Annotated in this window: 20 protein-coding genes and 1 pseudogene; 1 reads left to right on the plus strand and 20 read right to left on the minus strand. The window is 29.0% G+C overall.

All coding sequences use genetic code 11. The features are described 5' to 3' along the window. Positions 1–158 precede the first annotated feature (158 nt). The 10 genes and pseudogenes from LEQ07_RS06865 to LEQ07_RS06910 all read right to left on the minus strand — a co-directional run bounded on the left by LEQ07_RS06865 (position 159) and on the right by LEQ07_RS06910 (position 10,040). Positions 159–1,175 carry a biotin-dependent carboxyltransferase family protein gene (locus LEQ07_RS06865; protein ID WP_046822650.1) on the minus strand — a complete coding sequence of 339 codons (1,017 nt, stop codon included), beginning with the start codon at positions 1,173–1,175 and terminating at the stop codon, positions 159–161. A gap of 19 nt (positions 1,176–1,194) precedes the next feature. Next, complete coding sequence (pxpB, locus tag LEQ07_RS06870; RefSeq protein WP_263330042.1) at positions 1,195–1,881, minus strand: 5-oxoprolinase subunit PxpB; 687 nt, start codon at positions 1,879–1,881, stop codon at positions 1,195–1,197. A gap of 17 nt (positions 1,882–1,898) precedes the next feature. Next, positions 1,899–3,088, minus strand: a pseudogene (locus LEQ07_RS22925) (NRAMP family divalent metal transporter). A gap of 14 nt (positions 3,089–3,102) precedes the next feature. Further along, positions 3,103–3,873 carry a LamB/YcsF family protein gene (locus LEQ07_RS06880; protein WP_046822653.1) on the minus strand — a complete coding sequence of 257 codons (771 nt, stop codon included), beginning with the start codon at positions 3,871–3,873 and terminating at the stop codon, positions 3,103–3,105. Between the two features lie 702 nt (positions 3,874–4,575). Beyond that, entirely contained in the window at positions 4,576–4,812 is a 237-nt protein-coding gene (locus tag LEQ07_RS06885) for a hypothetical protein (RefSeq protein WP_263330043.1), read from the minus strand. A gap of 322 nt (positions 4,813–5,134) precedes the next feature. Then, positions 5,135–5,980 (minus strand): MurR/RpiR family transcriptional regulator, encoded by an 846-nt coding sequence (locus LEQ07_RS06890; protein WP_263330044.1) that lies wholly within the window; start codon positions 5,978–5,980, stop codon positions 5,135–5,137. A gap of 3 nt (positions 5,981–5,983) precedes the next feature. Continuing rightward, positions 5,984–7,057 (minus strand): DUF871 domain-containing protein, encoded by a 1,074-nt coding sequence (locus LEQ07_RS06895; protein WP_263330045.1) that lies wholly within the window; start codon positions 7,055–7,057, stop codon positions 5,984–5,986. Between the two features lie 162 nt (positions 7,058–7,219). Next, positions 7,220–8,581 carry a PTS transporter subunit EIIC gene (locus LEQ07_RS06900; RefSeq protein ID WP_263330046.1) on the minus strand — a complete coding sequence of 454 codons (1,362 nt, stop codon included), beginning with the start codon at positions 8,579–8,581 and terminating at the stop codon, positions 7,220–7,222. Between the two features lie 21 nt (positions 8,582–8,602). Further along, the gene (gene murQ / locus LEQ07_RS06905) at positions 8,603–9,508 is read right to left on the minus strand and encodes an N-acetylmuramic acid 6-phosphate etherase (protein WP_263330047.1); all 906 of its coding nucleotides are present in this window, start codon (positions 9,506–9,508) and stop codon (positions 8,603–8,605) included. A gap of 244 nt (positions 9,509–9,752) precedes the next feature. Continuing rightward, entirely contained in the window at positions 9,753–10,040 is a 288-nt protein-coding gene (locus LEQ07_RS06910) for a MazG-like family protein (RefSeq protein ID WP_263330048.1), read from the minus strand. 337 nt (positions 10,041–10,377) lie between these two features. Between LEQ07_RS06910 and LEQ07_RS06915 the strand changes: the two genes are divergently transcribed. Continuing rightward, positions 10,378–10,563: a hypothetical protein gene (locus LEQ07_RS06915; RefSeq protein ID WP_152650748.1), complete on the plus strand. Its 186-nt coding sequence runs from the start codon at positions 10,378–10,380 to the stop codon at positions 10,561–10,563. A 44-nt stretch (positions 10,564–10,607) separates the two neighbouring features. Here LEQ07_RS06915 and LEQ07_RS06920 read toward each other — a convergent pair whose 3' ends face one another. The 10 genes from LEQ07_RS06920 to fliR form a co-directional block, all read right to left on the minus strand. Continuing rightward, on the minus strand, positions 10,608–11,726 hold the full coding sequence (locus LEQ07_RS06920) for a hypothetical protein (RefSeq protein ID WP_046821813.1): 1,119 nt from the start codon (positions 11,724–11,726) through the stop codon (positions 10,608–10,610). Positions 11,727–11,771: 45 nt separating this feature from the next. Next, a complete protein-coding gene (locus LEQ07_RS06925; RefSeq protein ID WP_263330049.1) occupies positions 11,772–12,086 on the minus strand; it encodes a FliM/FliN family flagellar motor C-terminal domain-containing protein in 315 nt (104 codons plus the stop codon). Then, the gene (locus tag LEQ07_RS06930) at positions 12,062–12,652 is read right to left on the minus strand and encodes a hypothetical protein (protein WP_263330050.1); all 591 of its coding nucleotides are present in this window, start codon (positions 12,650–12,652) and stop codon (positions 12,062–12,064) included. The genes LEQ07_RS06925 and LEQ07_RS06930 overlap by 25 nt, the downstream gene beginning before the upstream one ends. A gap of 17 nt (positions 12,653–12,669) precedes the next feature. Then, complete coding sequence (locus LEQ07_RS22930; protein WP_332842979.1) at positions 12,670–12,774, minus strand: flagellar basal body rod C-terminal domain-containing protein; 105 nt, start codon at positions 12,772–12,774, stop codon at positions 12,670–12,672. Beyond that, entirely contained in the window at positions 12,768–13,424 is a 657-nt protein-coding gene (locus LEQ07_RS06935) for a flagellar hook-basal body complex protein (protein ID WP_332842980.1), read from the minus strand. The genes LEQ07_RS22930 and LEQ07_RS06935 overlap by 7 nt, the downstream gene beginning before the upstream one ends. Positions 13,425–13,433: 9 nt before the next feature. Beyond that, complete coding sequence (locus tag LEQ07_RS06940; RefSeq protein ID WP_046821810.1) at positions 13,434–14,207, minus strand: flagellar hook-basal body complex protein; 774 nt, start codon at positions 14,205–14,207, stop codon at positions 13,434–13,436. Between the two features lie 8 nt (positions 14,208–14,215). Then, positions 14,216–14,941, minus strand: coding sequence for a sigma-70 family RNA polymerase sigma factor (locus LEQ07_RS06945; RefSeq protein ID WP_317852035.1), 726 nt, complete (start codon positions 14,939–14,941; stop codon positions 14,216–14,218). A 91-nt stretch (positions 14,942–15,032) separates the two neighbouring features. Next, entirely contained in the window at positions 15,033–16,997 is a 1,965-nt protein-coding gene (flhA, locus tag LEQ07_RS06950; RefSeq protein WP_332842981.1) for a flagellar biosynthesis protein FlhA, read from the minus strand. Between the two features lie 66 nt (positions 16,998–17,063). Continuing rightward, entirely contained in the window at positions 17,064–18,026 is a 963-nt protein-coding gene (locus tag LEQ07_RS06955) for an EscU/YscU/HrcU family type III secretion system export apparatus switch protein (RefSeq protein ID WP_263330051.1), read from the minus strand. Beyond that, positions 18,007–18,843, minus strand: coding sequence for a flagellar biosynthetic protein FliR (fliR, locus tag LEQ07_RS06960; protein ID WP_263330052.1), 837 nt, complete (start codon positions 18,841–18,843; stop codon positions 18,007–18,009). Before fliR ends, LEQ07_RS06955 begins: the two co-directional genes overlap by 20 nt. Between the last annotated feature and the right edge of the window lie 9 nt (positions 18,844–18,852).

Genomic DNA, 18,852 nt, shown 5'->3' on the forward strand with positions numbered 1-18,852 from the left:
AATTAAAAATAATAGCTATTATGAAATAGTGTTATCAGAATAAAATATGAGTACAAAAAATACCAATATATAATAATTTTATTCTAAATAAATATTTTAATATGAAATTATAATTATATATTGGTATTTTTTCACATATATTAATAGGTGTTAAAAAATTAATGTATTTCTTCACATATGGTTCTGTAATTAACACCATTTAAACTTATACTATAAAATTTTTTATTTATTACTTCAAATTTGTTTATGTTATCTTTAATTTCAGAAATTTCATCTTCATATTTTTTTAAAATCCTATGTGCTTCATATATATCTACTTCTTTAAATCTAACTTTGTCTCCTGGTTTGCCTTGAGCTAATTTACATAAGTCTACGCTTATAACATTAGCTATTTTAGTATAACCTCCAACTGTCTGTCTATCTGCCATCATAATAATAGGATTTCCATGTCCTGGAATTTGAACTGCACCAAATGCTATTCCGTCTGAGACTATATCTGCACCATTTAAATGATTAATTTTATCCCCAGATAATCTATATCCCATCCTGTCACATTCATTTGTTATTTCATATATAGAGTTAAAAAAAGTTTTTATATTTTTTGAATCAAACATATTATCTTGAGGTCCCATTATTGATCTCAACATAATTTCTTTATCATACTCTTTTATATATTTTTTAGGTAAAATTGAATTTGTGTCTCCATCAAATTTTAAAAGTTTTAGATAATCTTCCTCCCTAAGTTCTCTTCCTTTATATCCGCCTAAATTCCCTTTTAAATAAGTTGACTTACTACCCATAACAATTGGAACATCTATTCCTCCTCCAAATGCAATATAAGTTCTACATCCATTTTTTACTCCAGAAAAAGATAATATATCTCCGCTACTTACAATATAACTTCTATACATATCAATTCTAATTCCATTTAACATAGGCCCTAAATCCCCACCAGTTATTGCTATAATAGATTTCTGATGGAATTCTATCGTTGGACCAATTATTAATGCTTCTATACACGCTTCATATTCATCATTTCCAACTAGTATATTTGCAATTCTTAATGAATAATCATCCATTGCTCCAGAAGCCGGAACGCCATATTGTTGAAATCCTTTTCTAGTACCGCCTTGTATTAAACTTAATAAACCTTTATTTAAAATTTTAGCTCCCACCAATTAGCCCCCCTTCATTTTAAAAGTTATTAAACTCATCCTTTGTTATAGGTATAAACTTCACATAATCTCCTGCTTTTAATAAAATAGGATTTTCTCTTTTAGGATCATATAGTTTTATAGGTGTTCTTCCTATTAATTGCCATCCTCCAGGGCTCTCTATAGGGTATACTCCTGTCTGCTTTCCTGCTATACCTACAGATCCTTCTGGTATCTTAACTCTTGGATTAGCTAACCTAGGGGTCTCGAGTTTATTGTTCATTCCCCCTAAGTATGTAAATCCAGGCGTAAAACCTAACATATAAACTAAGTACTCAGCTTCACTATGAAGCTTTATAACATCTTCAATTTTTAATCCGTTATGCTTTGCAACAGTCTCTATATCAGGTCCAAAATCATTTCCATACAAAACAGGTACCTTAACTATATTTTTTTCATGTTTCTCTAAAATTTCCAAATTACTTTCCATATCTTTTACTGTGTTTATAAGATTATTAAATGCTATTTTTAATGGGTTATAAATTATCATAAGAGATCTATATGTTGGTATCATCTCATATATATAATCACTTAAACTGGATTTTTCTATGCTTTTCATTAAATTTATAACTTTTCTATTTATCTCTTCATCTATAATATCCCCAAATTCAACTACTATAGATTTATCTCCTGCTAATAAGTATTTTGTTTCCATAACTAATTCCATCCCCCCAGCAAGTATTTTTAAAATAACTTCACTATATCCTTAAGTGATATTAATCCACCTACAGCAGTAACTATTACTACTAAACATCCTAAAATTAATAACCATTTAGGATGTTTATATTCACCTACAATATCTTTATTTTTAGATGCTAACAATATAACCCCTAAAGTTATAGGAAGAATCAATCCATTTAAAGACCCAGCTAAAATAAGCAAACTTGCTGGTTTTCCTACTACTGCCATTATTAATGTTGAAATAAATATAAATAAAATTATAAATTTATTTTCATGTTTTTCTATTAATGGATGAAGTGTTTTTATGAAAGAAACAGATGTATATGCAGCTCCAATAACTGATGTTATACTGGCACTCCATAATACTAAACCAAAAAATTTGTATCCTAAATTTCCTGCTCCATACTTAAAAGCTGATGCAGCTGGATTTTCAGGATCTAAACTTACTCCTTGTGAAACAACTGCAAAAACCGCTAAAAATAATAAAATCCTTACTATAGTTGCTACACTTATACCTAATACTGAAGATTTGTTTACATCCTTTAAATTTTCTTCACCTGTTATTCCTGCATCAATAAGTCTGTGACCTCCTGCAAAAGTTATATATCCTCCAACACTTCCACCTAAAAGAGTTATTATTGGAAAAATTAATCCTCCTGGTTTTTTGGAATAAAGGCTCCTTTTACAACTTGGTACATATCAGGTTTGTTTATTATAGCAACATATCCTACTACAACTATTACTATAATTGCTAAAAATCTTGTGAATCTATCTATTATTGGACCAGATTCTTTTATTAAAAAAATTGCTATTGCTATAAATCCACATACTAAAGTTGATATTGTAATATTTGCATTGAACATTACATTTACTCCAAGTGCCGCCCCCCCTACATTCCCAATGTTAAATGCAAGTCCTCCTATCCCTACTAATATGGCTATGAAATAACCTAATCCTGGTAACACCTTATTTGCTATGTCCTGGCCTCTAAGTCCAGATACTCCTATTATTCTCCACACATTAAGCTGTGCTCCAACAAAAAATATAGTAGTCATTAAAACTACAAACCCAAAACTAGCTCCATATAACTCCGTAAACTTAGCTGTTTGAGTTAAAAACCCAGGTCCAATAGCTGAAGTCGCCATTATAAAAGCAGCTCCCATAAGAGCTGTTAAATCTTTTTTATTAGACATAAATACCCCTCCAATTATTTAATAACTTCACTTATGCAACATATATTTATGCCTTCCTTTATAAGCTCTGATTTTATGCTTTTTACAAATTCTATAGCTTTAGGGTTATCTCCATGTACACATATAGAATCCGCTTTTATATCTATGTCTTTTCCATTTATATCCTCTACTTTATTTTCTTTTATCATTTTTATAACTCTTTTTATTGCTATATTTGTATCATGTATAATAGACCCTTCAATACTTCTTGATACTAACGTTCCGTCGCTATTGTATGCTCTATCTGCAAACACTTCATTTGCAACCCTCAGACCAACATCTTTACCAGCATCTATAATTGAGCTATTTGCAAGTCCAAGAAGAATTATATTTTTATCAACCTCATATACTGATTGTGCTATAGCTAAAGATAACTCATAGTCTTTTGCTGCCATATTATAAAGAGCACCATGAGCTTTTACATGTTGTATATTTGTTCCATTTGAAATAGCGAAAGAATTTAGTGCACCTAATTGATATTTTACGTAAGCCTTAACTTCCTCTTGGCTAATTTTCATTTCTCTTCTTCCAAACCCTATAATATCCATAAATCCTGGATGAGCACCTATTTTCACATTATTTTCAATCGCTAATTTTACAGTTTTGTCCATTTGAATTGGATCTCCTGCATGAAACCCACAAGCTATATTTGCTGAAGTTATATGTTTTAAAACTTCCTCATCCATACCTAGTTTATAACAACCAAAACTCTCTCCTAAATCACTATTTAAATCTACTTTATACAAGTTCTATTCCCCCTATAGACATTTTAATTTTTTGTTTATTGTCCTACTTAAATTTTATGAATAAAAAAATAATGGTATGACTTAATTTAAGTAATCCTCTAAAATAAGATATTAAAATTATAATCAAAACAAAAACATCAATTATACATGAAAACATTTCATACACAACAAAGTAAAGAAAAAAATAACTTAACTTTGATGTAATAGATTTATCATACATATCAAAATTAAGTTATTTTTATTTATAATTAAAGCTTACTAATAAATTTACTTTATATTAATATCATTATAGTAAACATTTTTACTTACTGCTTCACCTATATTACTAATTAGATTTGATTCATATGATTCTTCATCAGGTTTAACTGAAGGTTCTTCTGGATTTTCAGGCTTTGTTGGTTCATCAGGTTTTACTGGAGGTTCTACTGGTTTTTCAGGTGTTGTTGGTTCATCAGGTTTTACTGGAGGTTCTACTGGTTTTTCAGGTGTTGTTGGTTCATCAGGTTTTACTGGAGGTTCTACTGGTTTTTCCGGTGTTATTGGTTCATCAGGTTTTACTGGAGGTTCTACTGGTTTTTCCGGTGTTATCGGTTCCTCAGGCTTTACTGAAGGTTTTACTTGATTTTGTTGTTCATTTGTAGGTTTATACTGAGAATTTATTGATGTTTGCTCATTTGAATTTTTATTGACGTAATAATCTTTTTATATTTTTTCATTTTTATTAGATTTGTCCGTAGTTTCATCTTCTTTAACGATTTCCTCTTTTTTATTTTCTTGTTTATTAGTCTTATCTTCACTATTTTTTAAGACTACTTCTTGCTGCTCTATCCTTTTATATTCTTCATTTGCAAGAATTGGAGCTTGTGATAAAGTAAACCCTGAAACTAGTGCAGTTGTTAAAATTGTTGAGGCTACTACAACTTTTCCTTCTTTATTCATTTGTTAACTCCTTTGCTTAATATTATTCTATTTGTTTTATAGTATCTATTCACTTAAATTGGATGCTTTTCCTTTAGTTAAATTCCTTCATATTTTTCACTAGTTTCTCATAATTTGTGGATTTATTTTATATCGTAAAGAAGGGTGTAGGTAGTTGACTCTTAACACCAAAGTCTTTGACTTTTAAGTGTTTTAAATCAACTACCTACACCCTTCTTCTTCTTCTTTTCCACAATAAGCATAGGGATATAGTTGTATTTTAGTTACATTTCAAGCGTCTTTTTGCTTGTGTAGCAAAATACAACTATATCCCTATCTTTACTTATAACTTTAAATCTTTTACTGCTTCTCTTGTTGCTACTAATTTATTTTCTATTTCTTCTATATTTTCTTTAGCCATACCTATAAATAGCATATCTATTATCGCAAGTTGAGATATTCTTGAACTCATAGCTCCTTCTCTTAAAGATTTTTCTACATAAGGAACCTTTAACGTTATATCCGATAAATCTTCTAATTTATTATTTATGCTTGCCTTTGTTATGCTTATTACTGGAATATTATTTTTGTTTGCATTTTCTATACACTTTATTACTTCTTTTGTTGTTCCTGAATATGATATTGCAACTGCTACATCTTCAGGTTCCATTAAAATAGATGAAGTAATTTGTAGGTGAGTGTCCACATGTGCTATGCACCTTTTATTTATTCGACTTAATTTATAATAAAAATCTTGTCCTACTAAACCTGAAACACCTACACTATAAATGTATATATTCTTTGCTTTAGAAAGCAGCTCTATTGCTTTTTCTAAATCTTCCTCTTGTATTAAATTAACAGTTTTATCCATAACTTTATCAATCGATTTTTTTATCCCATATATTATATCTGTTGTCTCAAGTTTTTTGTTTATATACTCAAAATCAGCTTTTTCTTTTATATCTCTTAAACTCATAGATAACTTTAACTTCATTTCATTTAAACTTTCAAAACCTAACTTTTTTGAAAATCTAATCAGTGTAGCTGCTGAAGTATTTGTTAATTCCCCTATTTCTTTAGCTGACAAGTTAATTATACTCTCATTATTAGAAAGTAAATAGTCAGCGATAAGTTTCTCTCTATCTGTAAAATCTTCATAATTTTGTTTTATATACTCTAAAATATTCATAACTTAAACCTTTCTAAAATAAAACTTTTTACCATCCTTTATATATTTTAATAGATAAAAGTCATCTTGTAAAACTGACGCTACTTTATTTATTCTAGCATCGTTATCTTGATTTGTAGTTAAAATTTGAATTTCTCCCATATATCTCTTGTATCCTTCATTGTCTATAGTTATATCTCCATAATTTTTATCTACTGTATTTTCAGGTTTTATATTATTTCCATTTAATATTAATCTACTTTCACTAGCTCTTATAGCATCTCTTGCTACATCAGTTCGTGAACTATATATTTCTTCTAATAATTTCAAAGAAACTTTATCTTTAGTATCTACTTTTATTCTTAATTCTACTCCTTCAGCAAAAAGATTCGCTAAGTCCTTTAGTTCTTGTTTGCTTGGAAGTGAGTCACCTATAAAAACTGATTGATTACCTATTGCAAACAAATGATTTGCAGCTTGCCTTACACCTTTATTTCTATGATCTTCTAATGTTGGCAATCCATCTTTTAATGGACTTCTTTTTCTGTTATTAGACTGAACAAATGCACATATCTTTATTCCTCTATCATTTAAAATTTTATTCTTTTCTAACATACATTCCTCAGATATCCCAGTTCCGATTCTTGGGTAAAAATTGTGAAGCGCATCTATATTTTCATATTTTGGAGAAAATTTATCTAAGTTTTTAAAAAATGATTCTGTTACTGTAGAAGCATTTAATTGTATTTGTATGCCATAATCATTTTTACTCATAATAGATATCTCTTCTTCTGTATATCCAAAGTCAATTCTTATAGTTTTTACTCCCATATCTCTTAACCCTTTTAAATCCATGTTATCTAAATCTAAAAATTTAAAAGTATTTGGAGATATATCACTAATTATATCCATATCATATTGTTTTGCTAGTTTAAAAAACTCCCTTACTTCAACTTTTAAAATATCATAATTAGCTTCTGGAATATGAAGTGATGTGAAAATTCTAGTAAATCCTAACTCATTAGCATCTTTTAATAATTGTATATTTTCATCTTTTGTGTTATCTAATCCAAAATAAACTGAAAATCCTAAACTCATAATTACTTCCTCCTCATCATATAAAAACGGACTGACCTTATTTACTGAGCCAGATATAATGCTAATTTGTAGCGACCTTCAAAGCATCTTTATAAGCTTTGGGAGCACAACTTAGTATTATATCTGGAGTACCCAAACCTTAGGTCAGTCCTTTACTATTTTTTATTCTACTGGATCTTCAAACCCTAATAATTCTGTAAAGAAGTATCCACCTACGTATGATGCTACAACTCCAATTAAGAATACAAACATTTTTTCATCAGCTATTAATAGTGCAAGTGGTAATCCTGATACTCCCATTGCAACTGCTCCAACTTTGAAAAATGCCATTACTGCTCCACCTATTCCAGCTCCTAAACAAGCCCCTAGGAAAGGTTTTCCAAGAGGTAATGTTACTCCATATATTAAAGGCTCTCCTATACCTAAAAAGCCTGGTACTAATCCATTTTTTGCTGTTTCTTTTAATCTTTTATTTTTAGTCTTTTTAAAAACTGCTATTGTAGCCCCTACTTGAGCCATACCTGCTGTTGCCAGTATTGGAAGTAAAACTGTTGACCCTGTACTTGCTATTAAATCTGCATGTATAGGTGTTAAAGCTTGATGCATTCCAGTCATAACTAATGGTAGGAATAATGCTCCTGACACTGCTCCTGATATAACAGAAACTAGCATATTTCCTGATGCTACAGTATTTGCTACTACTAAGCCTATTGAATCAGATATAAATCCACCTACTGGTTGCAATATTAATAATGCAACTAAAACTGAAACTGTTAGTGTCACTAGTGGTGTTATAAATAAGTCTAGCACATCTGGTACTACTTTTTTACATCCTTTTTCAATATAAACCACTAATAGTGCAACTAGTATTACTGATATTATTCCACCTCTACCTGGTGTTAATGTCATTCCAAATAAATTTATATCAGCAAGTACTGGAGATGATAAAATCCCTCCAAGTACTCCACCCATCATAGGCATTTGTGATCCAAATTCTTTTGCTGCATTTAATCCAACTAATATAGATAAAACTGAGAAAACTCCGTTTCCTATTAACCCTATTATCTTAGCTGCAGTTGTACTTGTATATGCTTCTCCAAAATATACACCTGCAATATTGTTAACTGCTAAAACCAATCCACATGCTACAAATAATGGTATTAAAGGTATAAATATATTTCCAACTTTTTTAAGTGCATTTTTGAATTTTGTATTATTTTTTTCCTTTAGTTTATCTTTTGTTTCTCTTATTGCATCATCACCTAATAAAACTTTTTTACCAACTATCTTATTTACTTCTTCAGTTACTTTATTTACTTTACCTGGTCCATAAATAATTTGTAATTGTCCTTCTGCTTGAACTACTCCCAATGCACCTTCTGACTTTTTCAATTCTTCCATTTGAACTTTTGAATAATCAAAAAGTTCAAGTCTACAACGTGTCATACAGTTTTGTACATTTTTAATATTTTCTTTTCCACCAACTAAGTCAATTAAATTTTTTGCTATTTCTTGGTTTGTCATTACAATTCCTCCTATCTATTTTTATATATTTTTAAGAGCTTTTGCTATATATCCATTATTCATTTCTAATATTACTTTAGCTTCTTCTTTTTCTAAGTTTGACAAGATCATAAATATAGATAACTTTACATCAAAACCAGTTTCATTTAAAATAGTTTCTGCTTCTTTAAAACTTACTCCTGTCGCTTCACACACTATTTTTTTAGATCTTTCAACTAATTTTTCATTTGTTGCTTTTACGTCTACCATTAAGTTTCCATATACTTTTCCCATTTTTATCATGCTTCCTGTTGATAGCATATTTAATACTAACTTCTGTGCTGTCCCTGACTTCAATCTTGTAGATCCTGTTACAACTTCTGCTCCAACAACTGGAGATATTGCTATTTTAGCTTCCTTTGCTACTTCTGAATCTGCATTACATGTAACTGATATCGTTAGGGCTCCTATTTCATTTGCATACTCCAATCCCCCTATTACATATGGTGTTCTACCTGATGCAGCTATACCCACTACCGTATCATTTTCATTTAAACTTTTATCCTTTAAATCTAATACAGCTAACTCTTTAGAATCTTCAGCACCTTCTTTAGCTCTAAATATAGCCTCTTGACCTCCTGCAATTAATCCTTGAACTAATTCTTCTGATACTCCGTATGTTGGAGGACATTCTGATGCATCTAGTATTCCTAACCTTCCAGAAGTCCCTGCTCCTATATATATTAACCTTCCACCTTTTTGCATTCTCTCTACTATTCCATCTATGGCTTCTGCTATTTGGGGTAGTTCTATTTCTATTGCATTTGCTACCTTTTTATCTTCTTCATTTATCATCTTAACCATTTCTAAAGTTGATACTTTATCTATATTTAATGTATTTTGATTTCTACTTTCTGTTGTTAATTTTGATAAGTTTAATTTATCCATTTTTTTACCTCCATATTTTATTTCATTCTATGAATTCGTTTTCTTATTTATAATTTCATAATATCATGTTTGAAATATCATTTCAATATATTTTTAAAATAAAGAAATATTATTTTATATATATAACAAAAATTTATATTCTATTAATACATTTCAAGAGAATAATTTTTCCTAAAACTAAAAAAGTTAACTCACTTTTTATGAGTTAACTTCTACCTTTGACTGCATTTTTCTTTCCATTTTTCTAATTTTTTATTGTATATTTTTTTATAAGTTCAACATCTACTTCATTTTCATAATTTTGACTTATTATTGAACTTGCAACTATAATAACATCTAAACATTCTTCAGTTATATCATGCTTTGACTTATCTTTATATCCACATCCACATGCATTTATACTGCTAAGTATAGCTTGTGCTACTTCTCCTGTTTCTTCTGTTAATTTTAAAGCTCTTTGTTCTATCGTTTTTTTATCTATTTCTGTTAGTTTTTGAATTTCTTCGAAATTAACTAATGTTTTGTTATTCATTTTTATACCTCTTTTCTTTAATTGCACACCATATTTAGTATAGCATAAGTCTTAGATATAAGAAGATATACACTTTTTACTCCACAAGCAAAGTTCAGCTTTAAATGTCGCTAACCCATGTATATCCTCTTATATCTTTTTCTCAAACTTTAATATATATTCGATAAAATTTTAATGTTAAATATTATTAACAAAATCAGTAAAGTACTTAGTTTTATTGGTTTAGTATTAAATTTGTGTTAATATATATATATGTAGTTAATTGAGAATTCAATTGACTACCTCGTGTTTTTACTTCCTACGATTTTCGTAAATTTAAAGGGGGTTGTAATCAGCAATGGATCGGTTGAGAAGAAGTTATAATATGGTTATGTTCTTATTATTAGGACTAATCTGTGGTATATCTGCTAATTTACTAGATAAACCTGTATTAACTCCTGTGCTTTATATAGGTTGTGCATTATGCGGACTTATATTTTCAGGGTTAGTATTCTCTCCAATGAAAAAAGGACTTGAAAGTTAAAACTTAAATAAAAAAGAGCTATTTTATATAGCTCTTTTTTCATGTTATTTTACATTTTCTACATTATAATCAGTATCTAGCTTTGACTTATATCCATTTACTAGTGAGTCTAATGCTTGCTTTATTTCATATTCACTTGGTAATATTACATACCTTCTCGCATCTAATATAAATTTACTTTCTTTGTTAACTATATTCACACTAGAAATTTTCTTATTTACACTACCTTTCATATCTAAAAGTAATTTAGAAAATTCACCTTTGGTTATATTCTTTAAAATTATGTAAATTTCTTTTTCTGTTAATAAATTATCTCTTGAAACTCTTTCAACTTCTTCATTGAACATTTCCATAACTTCTTGATTAGTATTTTTTATGTATTTATCAAGTATTAATTTTGATAATCTAGCTGTTGCAAGTCCTCCTGCACCTATTCCTACTATGTTTAACAGTATGTATATATAAGAATTACTTAATAATTTCCCAAAGTTAGTAATAAGAGCCAATATGAAGAAGGCTAATGTACCTCCTAAAACTCCTAATATTAATTTCATATTGTTAATCTTTTGATAATTTTTTTCATCTTCTAAATAAAAATCATCTTCTATTGTGTGATTTCTATATTTATACAAATCTATATCAAATGAATTGTTCGTAGATTGTAGACTATTTGCAAATCTACAGTATTCACTTTTATCCACAGTATTATCTAATTTTATACTTTCAATAAATTTATCTCCATAAATTTTTATACTTCTCAAAATAGATTTGATAAGCGCTTCATTTTTTGAATCTCCATTCCATATAGATAGTGCATACTCTATACACCCTGACATACCTAGTATATGTTCTGTCTCCACACTTCCATCAATTTCAAAAAACTCAACTCCTCTTACTCTACCTTCGTTAGCTATAATTTTAGCTTGATTGTATGTAAAAGCTCCTCTTTTTAATATTTCTTTTGGCTCTAATGTTGCATGCGTCATACCTTCTTTTATTCTATCTTCAAAATCCGCTATAGCTTCTTCATATTTATCTAGAGGTATTTCAATACTCATAGGTGATCCATCTTCGTTTACAAATCTTAGCTCACCATAATTCAAACATGCATCAACACATCGTTCGCCACTGCTACTATATTTACTTTTTAGTATCTTTGTCATATATAATTTTCACCCTTTACAAATGAACTTTGTTATCTATGGTTGTTATTTATCTATTGTGTCTACTATAATAAGTCCTTTTTTATTTTTTATAAGCCCTGGCTTACACTCATAAACATTATATCCATTTACGCTAAGTAGTGCAACTCCATTAGCTTTATTGTCTAGTTTCAAAACATCTCCTACATTTAAATTAATAAGGTCTCTTACAGATATGTTTGTATTTCCTAATGTTGCAGTCATATCAGCCTTTACACTACAAATGTTTTGATATATAGCATTGGTAAATTCATATTGACCTTCTATATCTCTAGTTTTTAGAAGTTTTTTTGTTTCTAATTGTTCAAGTACTGGCTCCATGCAACAATAAGGATTGCAAAATGCATCTTTCCAATTTTTTCGTTCCCGTTATACATAGTCATTTGTGCAATAAGTACAGACTCACTTACTGAAAACTTATTACTGGATTCAATATTGGTATAAATATTTGAAACTTCCCGTTTATTACATCCATCTACTATGTGTAATCTCTTTATGAAAGTTTCAGCAATATTCAAAATTAGATGCTTATCAATTTCAGTTAATTCTCTATTTTTATTTTTAAAGCTTCCATCTCCACCTAACATTAAATCTATAAGTGTAAGAGCTACTGTTTTATCCATTTGATATATAAGTCCCTTTACTAAGGGTAATATGTCATGTTCTATTATTATCGAGTCATATTCAATCGATTTCATAAATTCTTCAAAATTAGTTTGCCTTATTTTTTTAAGTTCAGAATTTATACTTTTCTGTTTTAAATCATATGCTATATTTAAATTCATGTACTTGCAAAAGTCTTCGGCTATAAGTGATAAAAATCTCATATTATCAGCAGAATATCTTTGAGGTTTTTTAAAATCATAATCTCTGATTGTAATTTCCATTTTATATGCCTCCGGTGCTATCTACTTTGAAGATTGTTTACCATTGACCACATATCGTCTCCTACCTGTATACCCTTGCTGTTATACTGAAATGACCTTTGAGCCATGATTAAATTTACCATTCATCTTGCATATTTACATTTGACATTTCTACATATCCTTGTAATATGCTTTTATTTTGTACAGTTTCAACATTGGTTGGTTTTGCAGTAAACAAGTTATCTCCTACTGATACAAAATCAGCATCCCCTTTAGGTTGATATAAATTAATAACTCCAACTTTGTTATTATCTAGGTATATTTCCCCATTTTTATTTATACTTAAATCTCCATTTTTTAGATTAATATTTTTACCATTACCATTTAATGGTTGTATATCTAGTATATTACCCTTATCATCTACTAATTTACCAGTTGAGTCTAAATTAAATTCCCCATTTCTAGTGTATGCATAGCTTCCATCTGATTTCATCACTCTAAAAAAGCCATCTCCATCTATTGCTAAATTAGTATTTATTTTAGTTTCTTTAATTGCACCTTGTTCATAGTTTCTAGTTGCTTGAGATATTCTACTTCCAGTACCTGTTCTAACACTTGTAGAGTTAGTTGGGTATGAATTTTTATGTAATGATTCTTGATATAAATCTAAAAAATTAGCATCTAATTTTTTATATCCTACAGTCTGAACATTTGTTATATTATTTGAAATTAAATCTATATTAGATTGACTTGATAACATCCCAGACTTACTATTATGCATTATATTATACATATTTTATACCTACCTTACGCTTCCGATTTCATTAGCTATTTGTCTTAATGTTGAATCTATAGTTTGTATAACTTTTTGATTAGCTTCAAACTCTTTTACGGTTTCCATCATTTCTGTTACTGAGCTTATGTAATCTACGTTTGATCCTTCTACATAACCTTGCTTTATAGAATAATTATTTGAGTTTACAGGGTTATTTCCTGAATATAAGTTATCTCCAACTTTTTTAAGGTTTTTGTAATCATTAAAATCTACAATAGAAAACTTATACCTAGCTCCACCTTCCACAAGTATCTCATTTGAAGGTGTAGCTGTAATTTTACCATTGCCCACATATATAGGTTCATTAGCTCCACTTGCCTGATTCAATCCCATAACATTATGACCGCCATTAGTTACAAGATATCCTTGTGAATTAACCTTAAATGATCCATCTCTAGAATAAAACGTATTACCACCAGAGTCTCTTATCTGAAAAAATCCACTTCCATCTATTGCAAAATCGGAATTATTTTCAGTTGATAGAAAAGTCCCTTGTTTAAAATTTGTATTAACTTCATCTATTCTAGCTCCAAAACTTACTCCACCTAAAATTTGCTGATATGCTTTTCCATTTTTATAGTTATCATTATTGGATAAAGTCATTTCTTCAAAACTTTTAGATATTAACTTATCTTCTTTATATCCGTTTGTTTTTAAATTTGCTACATTATTTGTTATTATACTTTGTCTCGATTGTAAGTTTATCATCGAAGATACAGATGCATATAGTCCTCTTATCATATTTCCTCCTAATCCAGGTATTTTAGTTTTTTCATAATACCTCTTAAATTTGAAATAGCTTTTTTACTTAACTGTGAAACTCTAGACTCTGTAACGCCTAATATTTCTCCAATTTCTTTAAGTGTCAACTCTTCGTAATAATAAAGTGATAGTACAAGTCTATCTTTTTCTTTTAACAAATCTAAAGCCTTAGCAACTGTTTCTATTAACTCTTCTTTTTCTATTGATGCTTCTACATTTATAGACTCGTCTTTTATTATATCTATAAGTTTTAAATCATTTTCATTATCTAAAACCATATTATCAAGAGAACTTGTACTTAAATTTAAAGTGCTTTTTCTTATTTTATGAACTTCGTCATTCGATATTTCCATAAAGTCAGCTATTTCATTTACTGTAGGCTCTCTAAAATGTTTATGTTGTAAATTTTCTATACAATTTTTATATGACCTTACTTTACTTATACATCCTCTAGATACTGGTGATTGCTTTCTAATTTCATCGATTATATAAGATGTTATTCTTATAGAAGCATATGTTGAAAATTTAACACCTTTTCCTTCATCAAACTTATCACTTGCATCTAATAATCCCATAACCCCATAACTTACTAAGTCTTCGTATTCCATTCCTATTTTATTTGTATAGTACTTAGAAGCTATGCTTCTAACAATAGGCATATTTTGATTTATAAGATCTTCTTTACTAATCATAATGTCAACAACTCCAATCACTATATATTAATTACCCCTTGAGATTTTATTTGCACATCATTAGGTATTTCATTTAATGACAATATAGTTAAATTAGTAAACACCATTTCAACTAATTTTCTAATGGTGCTCTTATCTTAGGAGAAACTAATACTATTGGTCTATTATTATTAAAATTCATAGACTCTATAGTCGACTGTATTCCTTTGAAAATCTTATTAGTGGTTTCTGGATCTATAGCTGGATATGTTCCATTTACAGATCTTTGTAAACTATTAGCTACTAAATTTTCAATTTCCATAGATAGTGTTGTAACCACTATCGAATTGTTTTCATCTATTAATTCAAGACATATACTTCTACTCATAGCCATTCTTACATATTCGGTAAGTAGCTCTAAATCTTTAGTATTTCTTGCATTATCTGCTAAAGTTTCTAGTATAGTGACTCTATCTTTTATAGATACCTTTTCTTTTAATAGATTTTGGAATACTTTTTGAACTTCTCCTAATGTCATTAAATCTGGTATTAATTCTTCTACAACTGCACTGTATTTTTCTCTTGTAGCATCTATTATCGCCTTTACTTCTTGACGTCCCATAAGTTCATGAGATTTAGATTTTATAGTCTCAAGTAAGTGAGTTACTAATATAGTTGTAGGGTCTACAACAGTAAATCCGTATAATTCTGCCTCTTCTGCTTTGTCTTTTTCTATCCATAAGGCATCTAACCCAAATGTAGGTTCTTTAGTTGATATACCATCTAAATCCACATCCATACCCATTGGGTTCATGCATAAAAGCATATTTGGCATAAGTTCATATGTGGTTACCGGTATACCTTTTATCTTTATAGTGTATTGATTTGGATTTAACTGAAGGTTATCTCTTATCCTTATTGGGTGAACTATTATTCCCATATCAATTGCACACTGTCTTCTAACAGATACAATCCTTTGTAATAAATCTCCACCGCTACTTTCATCAGCTAGAGGAATTATTCCATATCCAATTTCTATCTCTATAGGTTCTACATTTAAAAGAGATGAAACATCTTCTGCATTTTCTAGACTTTCCTCAGCTGTTGGTGCAGCTTCAACTTCATACAATGCTTCTTCTTCAGCTTCTTTTTCTTCTTTTTTAAGTGTGTATCCTATAAATATAGCTCCTGCACCTAGAGTGAAAAATGATAATTTAGGTAACCCAGGCAATAATCCTAGTAATACTAAAACTATACCTGCCATAATTACCGCTTTAGGAATTGATATTAACTGTTTTCCTAATTGAGTACTAAAGTTTTCATCGCCATTAACTTTAGTTACTAATATACCTGCAGAAGTTGAAATAATTAATGCAGGAACCTGACTTACTAGTCCATCTCCTATTGTAAGCCTTGTATAAGTTTGAATAGATTCCATAAAATCCATATTAAGCATTACAACCCCAATAACTATCCCCGCAAGTATATTTATTGTAGTTATGATTATACCTGCAATTGCATCACCTTTTACAAACTTAGATGCACCATCCATAGACCCATAAAACTCAGCTTCTTGTTGTAATTCTGTTCTTCTTTTTCGAGCTGTCTTTTCATCTATAGCTCCTGCATTTAAATCTGCATCTATACTCATCTGCTTACCTGGCATTGCATCTAATGTAAATCTTGCTGATACTTCAGATACTCTACTCGAACCATTTGTTATAACAACAAATTGTATTATTACAATTATTAAAAATATGATTATACCAACTACGTAATTTCCTCCAACAACAAAACTTCCAAAAGACTCTATAACATTTCCTGCATAACCTTGCCCTAATATAAGTCTTGTAGATGATATATTAAGACCTAGCCTAAATAAAGTTGTCACTAGAAGTATCGTTGGAAATATTGATAATTCTAATATACTAGTTGAAAATATCGTCATTAGTAATATAAGCACCGACAAACCTATATTTATAGCTAGCATTATATCTAATAAAAACGGTGGTAGTGGAATTATTATCATAAGTATAATTCCTATTATCCCAAATCCAACTAATATATCAGTTCTTTTTTTAAGTCCTAATTTTTCCATTTAAAACCTCTTTTTACATTTTTTTATATCTATTTTTTATTTTATAAACTGCAACCAATACCTCTGCTACTTCTTGATACATCTTTCAGGTATCTCTTGTTCAATCTCTACTTCTTTATAAATAAGTCTTGCTAATGGCTTATTTTCTATAATAGGTATATCATGCTCTTTTGCTATTTCTCTTATTTTAAAGGCTATTAAATCTGCTCCTTTTGCTACAACTATTGGTGCAGAATCTGCTCCTTTTTCATACTTTATAGCTATAGATATATGAGTAGGATTTGTTACAATTACACTAGCTGATGGTACAGATTCCACCATTCTTCTTGATGCTATTTCTCTTTGTTTTTGCTTTATCTTTCCTTTTATTTCTGGATTACCTTCCATTTGCTTGTACTCTTCTTTTACCTCTTGTTTTGTCATTTTAAGATCTTTTTTATATACATACTTTTGGTATGCATAATCTAGAGTAGATACAACTACTAAAACTAAAAGTATGTTCTGTATTAAATCTCTAATTAACTCAACTATAGTTTTCATTAAATATGGTAGATAAATATCTCCAGTTTTCATTATTCCCATGAAGTTTTTCTCCATAAATGAATATCCTACTTTAAAAAGAACAGTTACAATTATTACACTTTTTATTAAATTTCCTAATGCTTTCTTAGAGAACATATTTTTAAATCCACTTATTGGATTTAATTTTGATAGCTTTGGCTTTAATGGATCTGTTGTCATTAAAAATCCACTTTGCATAAGGTTTCCTATTGATGAAAAAAGTATGATAATCATGCCAATGGGTATTATGATTTTCATAAACCCCATCAAAAGAATCATAAGTAAATCTTTTACCAATACTATTGAAAACTCATTTGTAAAGCCAGTATTTAAATATTGAACTATATAACTTTGTAGCTCCCCAATTATAAAATCAGACATAGCGTAAATTATCATAAGGACACCTAAAAGTGTTACCGTCGTTACAACTTCTTTACTTTTTGCTATATTACCACTTTTTTCTAGCATCTTTTATTTTTTTACCAGAAGGCTCTTCTGTTTTATCATCAGTTGAAAGGAAAAAACCTAATGGTGCCATAGATGTTACGTGCATTTTGCTAGTGGCTTTAAAAGTTCCATCTAAAATATCAGTCATATTAATCAATAAATTATGTAATTCATTTAATAGAAATGGTAATGAAACTACAAAGAACATTATTCCAACAATTATCTTTAAAGGCATTCCTATTACCATTACATTTAATTGTGGTACACTTCTTGAAATTAATCCCATTATAAAGTCGGTTATTATAAGTGCTAATATTATCGGAACTGCTATCTTGAATCCGATTATAAAACACTGAATAAATATATTTACAACATATGTGTAGTTATCTTTTAATATATAACTTCCCACCTCTATAAGTTTAAAACTTTGACTTATACCTTTTATAAGCTCATGATGACCATTTATACTAAAAAATACCATTATTCCAATCCAATAAATTATATTCTCAATTAGTGTGTTACTCTCATGACTACTTGGATCGTAAATATTTATCATCGATAATCCAAGTTGTTGATCTATTAAGCTTCCAGCGATCTTTAAACTGTTTATACATATACTTGTTATATAACCTAAAACTAATCCTGTTATAGTTTCCATTACTCCAATATTGACTAGTTCATATACATTTTTAACCTCTACATGAACATTTATTGTAGAAGTAATTATTACCGACATAAATAGTGTGAAAGTAACTTTAAATACATTTGGCGTTCCACTCGGGAAAATGATACTTATGCATGAAAAAAATGCAATCAATCTAAAAAATACAAATATCAATTTTTAAAA

Origin of the sequence: Paraclostridium sp. AKS73, assembly GCF_025671395.1 — a bacterium.
GTDB lineage: Bacteria > Bacillota > Clostridia > Peptostreptococcales > Peptostreptococcaceae > Paraclostridium > Paraclostridium benzoelyticum.